Source organism: Azospirillum largimobile (assembly GCF_977007025.2).
The window spans coordinates 969005-976033 of sequence record NZ_CDRMUA020000002.1 but is presented as its reverse complement, the minus strand read 5'-3'; the positions used below and the strand labels follow the sequence as shown (position 1 = coordinate 976033).

Below are 7029 nucleotides of genomic sequence, written 5' to 3'. Positions count from 1 at the left end.
GGCTTGTCCGGGTTGGTCATGCTCTTCCAGGCGCGCGGTGCCAGCCAGGTTGCCATGAGGAAGCCGAAGGACCAGAAGATCGGGTCCAAGCCTCCGGCATGGTGGGGCGGCAGTTGCGGCTGGTAGAGATAGGGAAATTGCGCCATCGTTTCCGACAGGTGGTCCCGGACCAGGAGCTTGAACCGATCCTCGAGGCGGACATTATTCCGTGGGCACCGTCAAGTTGGCGGCGGCGGGATTGCCGGGGGCGGTCGGGCTGGGTACGGTAGGGGCATGACGACGCGTTCCTATCCCCGTTTTTCCGGCTACCGCTACCCCGCCGAGGTCATCATGACCGCAGTGCGGCTGTACCATCGCTACCCTCTGAGCTTTCGGATGGTCGAGGAGATGCTGGCGGCGCGCGGCATCACGGTGAGCTAGAGGAGAGCGCGATAGGTGTTTTCGACTTTGCGCATTTGGGGACACTTGTCCTGTCCTGCGCGGGCGTCGCAATACCGTCGGCGAAAGGTTGTTGGCTGGTCAACGTCCGACGACACCGCAGGTGCCCCATGCCACGCCCAGCCGTCTCTCTTCCCCAAACCTTCGTAGCTTGGCTGTGGCCCTATCTGGATGCATTTTCGGGGCGCACCCGCTCTACGGTGGCGGCGCTCGCGGTCGGTGCGGTGCTGGCGGTTGGTCCCCGCACCGTGGCCAACCTGCTCCGCGCCCTCGGCTTGGCGGACGATCCCGGCTTCGCCGCTTTTCACCGCGTACTCAACCGGAATCGCTGGTCGGGGCTGAAGCTCGCACGCACCCTGCTGAACGCCCTGGTCAACGCCTTCGTCCCGGACGGCCCGATCGTCATCGGTGTCGACCATACTCTTGAACGGCGCAGGGGAGCCCGTGTTCGCCCAGCAAGCCATTGCTTCGACTCCGTCCGGTCCTCGACGGAGCAGACGGTCACCAGCCGCGGATTGCGCTGGATGACCGCCATGCTGCTGGTCGAGGTTCCGTTCGCCGGCCGTATCTGGGGGCTGCCGGTGCTGAGCGCGCTGGTGCCGAGCCGCGCCTGGTGCGAAGCACAGGGCCGGCACTATCGGCCGACCACCGTCTGGGCACGGGGCATCCTGCTGCGTCTCCACCGCTGGCTGCCGGATCGCCTGCTGGTCGCCGTCATGGATGGCGAATTCGCCGCACTGACCCTGCTCGACGCCGTCAGCCCGCACATGGTCGCGATCACTCGGCTGCGCCTGGATGCCCGCCTGTTCGATCCGCCACCAGACCCGCCCTTGACCTTGCGGCAGGTAATGAAAGGCGCCCGCCAACCCAGCTTGCGGGCCCGTCTGACCGACAAGGCTACCGTCTGGCACCGGGCGGCTCAACCAAGCCGAACCCGGTGGCGCCCCGGCGGCTGGATCGACTATGCCTCCGGAACGGCGCTGTGGCACCACCAGGGCAAGCCGATCGTGCCCATCCTCTGGGTGATGGTGCGCTATCCCGATGGCCGGCGCGATCCGGAAGCTTTTCTGTGCACCGACCTGTCGGTGTCGCCACGCACCGTCCTGGAATGGTTCAACCGCCGCTGGGCAATGGAGACGACGTGTGAGGAGAGCCGTGCTCATCTCGGCATCGAGACCCAGCGACAGTGGGCAGACCCGGCGGTATTCCGCACCGCCCCACTGCTGTTCGGGCTTTACTCGTTGATCACGCTGTCCGTCCATCAGAATGCCGGCCGCCTCGCTCTGTCGCCCCGGCGCGCCATCTGGTATCCGAAACCAGCGCCGACTTTCGCCGATGCCTTGGCCCGTCTGCGCCAGCACCTGTGGTTCGAACAGGCCGCCATGTCGCCCGCTGAAGGCGACATGCTCAGATCGCCGCCATCGTTCCTTCGACGGCTCGTCGACGTCGCCTGCTACGCGCCGTAATCCCCGTCACCCCTCACCATTGCTGAACTTGTGAACCGCCTCCTAACCGAGACGGCAGTCCTGAAATGCGCAAAGTCGAAGATATCGTTCGGTGTAGGGCGCTTTCTCACGAGGTCGCCGGCAGGGCGTCGCGCGCCTCCTCCTCGTCGGCGTAGCGGCGGGCCAGGACGGCGCCGACCATCAGCTGGATCTGGTGGAACACCATCACCGGCAGCAGCACCAGGCCGGCGGTGGCCGGGGCGAACAGCACGCCGGCCATCGGCACGCCGCTGACCAGCGACTTCTTCGATCCGCAGAAGACGATCACCGCCTCGTCCGCGCGGGAGAAGCCCAGGCGGCGGCTGAGCAGCGTCGTCCCGACCAGGAAAAACGCCAGGATCGCGCAGTCGATCAGCACCACCATGCCCAGCGCCGCAGGCGGAACCTGATGCCACAGGCCGTTCACCACCGCCTCGCTGAAGGCGATGTAGACGACCAGCAGGATCGATCCGCGGTCGGTGAACTTCAGCATCGCCTTGTGCCGCGCCGCCCAGGCGCCGACCCAGCGCCGCAGCAGCTGTCCGGCGACGAAGGGCAGCAGAAGCTGCGCCGCGATGGTCTGCAGCGTGTCCAGCGACAGCGCGCCCCCCTGCACCTTCAGGAACAGCGCCACCAGCAGCGGCGTCATCAGGATGCCGGAGATGTTGGACAGGGTGGAACTGCACACCGCCGCCGCCACATTGCCCCGCGCCATCGAGGTGAAGGCGATGGAGGACTGGACGGTGGACGGCAGCAGGCAGAGGAACTGAACCCCGACCGCCAGGGCCGGCGGCAGCAGGCTGTGCGGCAGAGCCGCCGCCACCGCCCAGCCGATCAGCGGGAAGGCGGCAAAGGTCAGGCTGAAGATCAGCAGGTGCAGGCGCCAGTGCGACATGCCCGCCACCACCTCTTCCCGCGGCAGGCGGGCGCCGTGCAGGAAGAACAGCAGCGCGATGGCCGCCTCCGCCAGATAATGCACCCAGTGGGCGATCTGGCCCTGCACCGGCAGCACGGTCGCCAGCCCGACGGTCGCCACCAGGGCGATGGTGAAGCCGTCCATGTTCGGGCGCGGTACGCGGATCATCGTCACAAGGCTCCTTCGCAGCGTCCTCAGGTATACGGTATCCAGAAACTAGCCCCGCACCGCAGCAATATGAAAGCGCGACCATGCCGCACCCAGCCGGACAGCACGCATGGCAGCGTTGAAATCACTGCCTTTTTTAGACTCTTTCCACGATACGGCAGCGTATCCGCAAGGGCGAAGGCGGTGGTGAAGCGCCCTTAATCCCTTGAAGGACTACAGGTTTCGCAGGCGTCAGCTTGCCCCTTGCCACCCGCCTCGCCATACGGTAACGTATGGTCAAAGAACGGATGATTTCCCAGGGGAGCGATACGCCATGCTGTCCAACCAGTACCCGAGCCTGAATTTCGACCTCGGTGAATCGGCCGACATGCTGCGCGATTCGGTGCGCAGCTTCGCCGCCAACGAGATCGCCCCCCGCGCCGCCGAGATCGACCACACCAACGAGTTCCCGAACGAGCTGTGGCGCAAGATGGGCGACCTTGGCATCCTCGGCGTGACGGTCGAGGAGGAATACGGCGGCGCCGGCATGGGCTATCTGGAGCATGTCGTGGCGATGGAGGAGGTGTCGCGCGCCTCGGCCTCGGTGGGGCTCAGCTACGGCGCCCATTCGAACCTCTGCGTCAACCAGATCCGCAAGAACGGCAACGAGGATCAGAAGCGCCGCTACCTGCCGAAGCTGATCTCCGGCGAGCATATCGGCGCGCTGGCGATGTCGGAGCCGAATGCCGGGTCGGACGTGGTGTCGATGAAGCTGCGGGCCGAGAAGAAGGGCGACCGTTACGTCCTGAACGGCACCAAGATGTGGATCACCAACGGCCCCGACGCCGACACGCTGGTGATCTACGCCAAGACCGACATCAACGCCGGCCCGCGCGGCATCACCGCCTTCCTGGTGGAGAAGGGCTTCAAGGGCTTCTCGGTGGCGCAGAAGCTGGACAAGCTGGGCATGCGCGGCTCCAACACCGGCGAGTTGGTGTTCGAGGATTGCGAGGTGCCGGAGGAGAACATCCTGGGCGGCGTCGGCCGCGGCGTGAACGTGCTGATGTCCGGCCTGGATTACGAGCGCGCGGTGCTGTCCGGCGGTCCGCTTGGCATCATGCAGGCCTGCATGGACGTGGTGATCCCCTATGTCCACGACCGCAAGCAGTTCGGCCAGCCCATCGGCGAGTTCCAGCTGATGCAGGGCAAGATCGCCGACATGTACACCATCATGAACGCCGCCAAGGCCTATGTGTACGCTGTCTGCAAGGCCTGCGACCGCGGCGAGACCACCCGCAAGGACGCCGCCGCCGCCATCCTGTTCTCCGCCGAAAAGGCGACCTGGATGGCGCTGGAGGCCATTCAAACGCTGGGGGGCAACGGCTACATCAATGAGTACCCGACCGGCCGCCTGCTGCGCGACGCCAAGCTCTACGAGATCGGCGCCGGCACCAGCGAGATCCGCCGCATGCTGATCGGGCGCGAACTGTTCAAGGAAACGGCCTGAGGCCGGACACAAAGAGCATCGAGGGAAAGGGACCGACCACCATGACCGACAGCATCGTCATCGCCGCCGCCGTCCGCACGCCGATGGGCGGCTTCCAGGGCGACCTCATGGGCCTGGCCGGCCCGCAGCTGGGCGCCGTCGCCATCCAGGCGGCGCTGGAACGCTCGGGCCTCGCCGCGGATGCGGTGGACGAGGTGTTCATGGGCAACGTGCTGTCGGCCGGTCTGGGCCAGGCGCCGGCGCGTCAGGCCGCGCTGGGCGCCGGACTGCCGAAGGGGGTGGGCTGCACCACCATCTCCAAGGTCTGCGGTTCGGGCATGCGGGCGGTGATGTTCGCCCATGACGTCATCAAGGCCGGCTCGGCCAAGGTCGTGGTGGCCGGCGGCATGGAGAGCATGTCGAACGCCCCCTACCTGCTGGACCGCGCCCGCGGCGGCTATCGCATGGGTCACGGCAAGGTGCTGGACCACATGTTCTTCGACGGGCTGGAGGACGCCTACGAGAAGGGCCGCCTGATGGGCACCTTCGCTGAGGAATGCGCCAGCAGCTACAACTTCACCCGCGAGGCGCAGGACAACTACGCCATCGAAAGCCTGACCCGCGCCCGCAAGGCGGTGGAGGACGGCTCCTTCAAGGCGGAGATCGCGCCGGTTCTGGTGAAGGGTCGCAAGGGCGACACGCTGGTCGACACCGACGAGCAGCCGGGCAAGGGCGATCCGAAGAAGATCCCGACGCTGAAGCCCGCCTTCGCCAAGGACGGCACGGTGACGGCGGCGAATGCCTCGTCGATCTCCGACGGCGGCGCGGCACTGATCGTCACCACCCGCAGCGAGGCGGACAAGCGCGGCCTGCGCGTGATCGCCGAGATCAAGGGCCATTCCAACCACGCCCAGCAGCCGGCGCTGTTCACCACCGCGCCGGTGGGTGCGATGCAGAAGCTGTTCGAGAAGGTGGGCTGGTCGGCGCGCGACGTCGATCTGTTCGAGATCAACGAAGCATTCGCCGTGGTGACCATGGCGGCGATGCGCGACCTCGACCTGCCGCACGACAAGGTGAACGTGCATGGCGGCGCCTGCGCGCTTGGGCATCCGATCGGGGCTTCGGGGGCGCGGATCCTGGTGACGCTGCTGGCGGCGTTGGAGAAGTATGATCTTAAGCGGGGTGTGGCCAGCTTGTGCATCGGTGGCGGCGAGGCTACGGCGATCGCGGTGGAGCGGGTGTAGGGGCAGTTAGACCCCCACCCTAACCCTCCCCCGCTGGGCGGGGGAGGGGATTGGTACTGATGCGGGAGAGTGGCGGCAGTCCCTCCCCGGCCCAGCGGGGGAGGATAGGTGGGGGTATAACTCCACCAAGAAATAACGCCTATGGGAGGACCAGCATGCACCTGACCGAAGAACAGACCATGGTCCGCGACATGGCCCGCGCCTTCGCGCAGGACCGGCTCGCCCCGACCGCCGCCGAGCGCGACCGCAGCGGCGCCTTCCCGAAGGCCGAGCTGGCCGAGATGGGCGAACTCGGCCTGATGGGCATGCTGGTGCCGGAGGAGTATGGCGGCGCCGCCACCGACCATGTCGCCTATGCGCTCGCCATCGAGGAGATCGCCGCCGGTGACGGCGCCGTCTCCACCATCATGAGCGTCCACAACTCGGTCGGCTGTATGCCGATCCTGAAGTTCGGGACGGACGCCCAGAAGGACCGTTTCCTCAAGCCGATGGCGCGCGGCGAGATGCTGGGCGCCTTCTGCCTGACCGAGCCGCAGGCCGGGTCCGACGCCTCGGCGATCAAGACCCGCGCCCGGCGCGACGGCGATTGCTGGGTGCTGAACGGCACCAAGCAGTTCATCACGTCGGGCTCGCAGGCGGACGTCGCCATCGTCTTCGCGGTGACCGATCCCGCCGCCGGCAAGAAGGGCCTCAGCGCCTTCATCGTGCCGACGGACACGCCCGGCTATCAGGTGGCGCGGACGGAGGAGAAGCTGGGCCAGCACTGCTCCGACACCTGCCAGATCGTTTTCGAGGAGTGCCGGGTTCCCGCCGAGCTGATGCTCGGGGCCGAAGGCGCCGGCTACAAGGTGGCGCTGGCGAACCTGGAGGGCGGGCGCATCGGCATCGCCTCGCAGTCGGTCGGCATGGCGCGCGCCGCGCTGGACCACGCCATCCGCTATGCCCAGGAGCGCCAGAGCATGGGCGTGCCGATCATCCAGCATCAGGCCATCGCCTTCCGCCTCGCCGACATGGCGACCCGTGTGGAGGCGGCACGCCAGATGGTGCTGCATGCGGCATCCTTGCGCGATGCCGGGGTGCCCTGCATGAAGGAGGCGGCGATGGCCAAGCTGTTCGCCTCGGAGATCGCGGAGAAGGTCTGCTCCGACGCCATCCAGATCCATGGCGGCTATGGCTACCTCAATGATTTCCCGGTGGAGCGCATCTATCGCGACGTCCGGGTCTGCCAGATCTACGAGGGCACCAGCGACATCCAGCGGCTCGTCATCAGCCGCGCGCTTGTTCAGTAACACAGTCTGCAATCAAGACCGCCAA

General features: G+C 66.8%; 5 protein-coding genes and 1 pseudogene. 5 read left to right on the top strand and 1 reads right to left on the bottom strand.

Annotated elements, in window-relative coordinates; genetic code table 11:
- Positions 1-273: 273 nt before the first annotated feature.
- A pseudogene (locus ACWPKK_RS17625) lies at positions 274-417 on the top strand (IS6 family transposase); the annotation flags it as partial.
- 131 nt (positions 418-548) lie between these two features.
- Entirely contained in the window at positions 549-1904 is a 1356-nt protein-coding gene (locus tag ACWPKK_RS17620; RefSeq protein ID WP_452006632.1) for an IS701 family transposase, read from the top strand.
- 106 nt (positions 1905-2010) lie between these two features.
- On the opposite strand, the gene ACWPKK_RS17615 is transcribed toward ACWPKK_RS17620, so the two are convergent.
- Entirely contained in the window at positions 2011-3006 is a 996-nt protein-coding gene (locus ACWPKK_RS17615) for a bile acid:sodium symporter family protein (protein WP_452006629.1), read from the bottom strand.
- A 313-nt stretch (positions 3007-3319) separates the two neighbouring features.
- On the opposite strand from ACWPKK_RS17615, the gene ACWPKK_RS17610 reads away from it, so the two are divergent.
- The 3 genes from ACWPKK_RS17610 to ACWPKK_RS17600 all read left to right on the top strand — a co-directional run bounded on the left by ACWPKK_RS17610 (position 3320) and on the right by ACWPKK_RS17600 (position 7004).
- Entirely contained in the window at positions 3320-4492 is a 1173-nt protein-coding gene (locus tag ACWPKK_RS17610; RefSeq protein WP_452006627.1) for an isovaleryl-CoA dehydrogenase, read from the top strand.
- A gap of 41 nt (positions 4493-4533) precedes the next feature.
- Positions 4534-5715 (top strand): acetyl-CoA C-acyltransferase, encoded by a 1182-nt coding sequence (locus tag ACWPKK_RS17605; RefSeq protein WP_452006624.1) that lies wholly within the window; start codon positions 4534-4536, stop codon positions 5713-5715.
- 155 nt (positions 5716-5870) lie between these two features.
- Positions 5871-7004 carry an acyl-CoA dehydrogenase gene (locus ACWPKK_RS17600; protein WP_452006622.1) on the top strand — a complete coding sequence of 378 codons (1134 nt, stop codon included), beginning with the start codon at positions 5871-5873 and terminating at the stop codon, positions 7002-7004.
- Positions 7005-7029 lie beyond the last annotated feature (25 nt).

Excerpts from the sequence above, each read along its gene's own strand:
- ACWPKK_RS17620 (WP_452006632.1), top strand. The coding sequence starts at position 549 with ATGCCACGCCCAGCCGTCTCTCTTCCCCAAACCTTCGTAGCTTGGCTG.
- ACWPKK_RS17615 (WP_452006629.1), bottom strand. The coding sequence starts at position 3,006 with ATGATCCGCGTACCGCGCCCGAACATGGACGGCTTCACCATCGCCCTG.
- ACWPKK_RS17605 (WP_452006624.1), top strand. The coding sequence starts at position 4,534 with ATGACCGACAGCATCGTCATCGCCGCCGCCGTCCGCACGCCGATGGGC.
- ACWPKK_RS17600 (WP_452006622.1), top strand. The coding sequence starts at position 5,871 with ATGCACCTGACCGAAGAACAGACCATGGTCCGCGACATGGCCCGCGCC.
- ACWPKK_RS17610 (WP_452006627.1), top strand. The coding sequence starts at position 3,320 with ATGCTGTCCAACCAGTACCCGAGCCTGAATTTCGACCTCGGTGAATCG.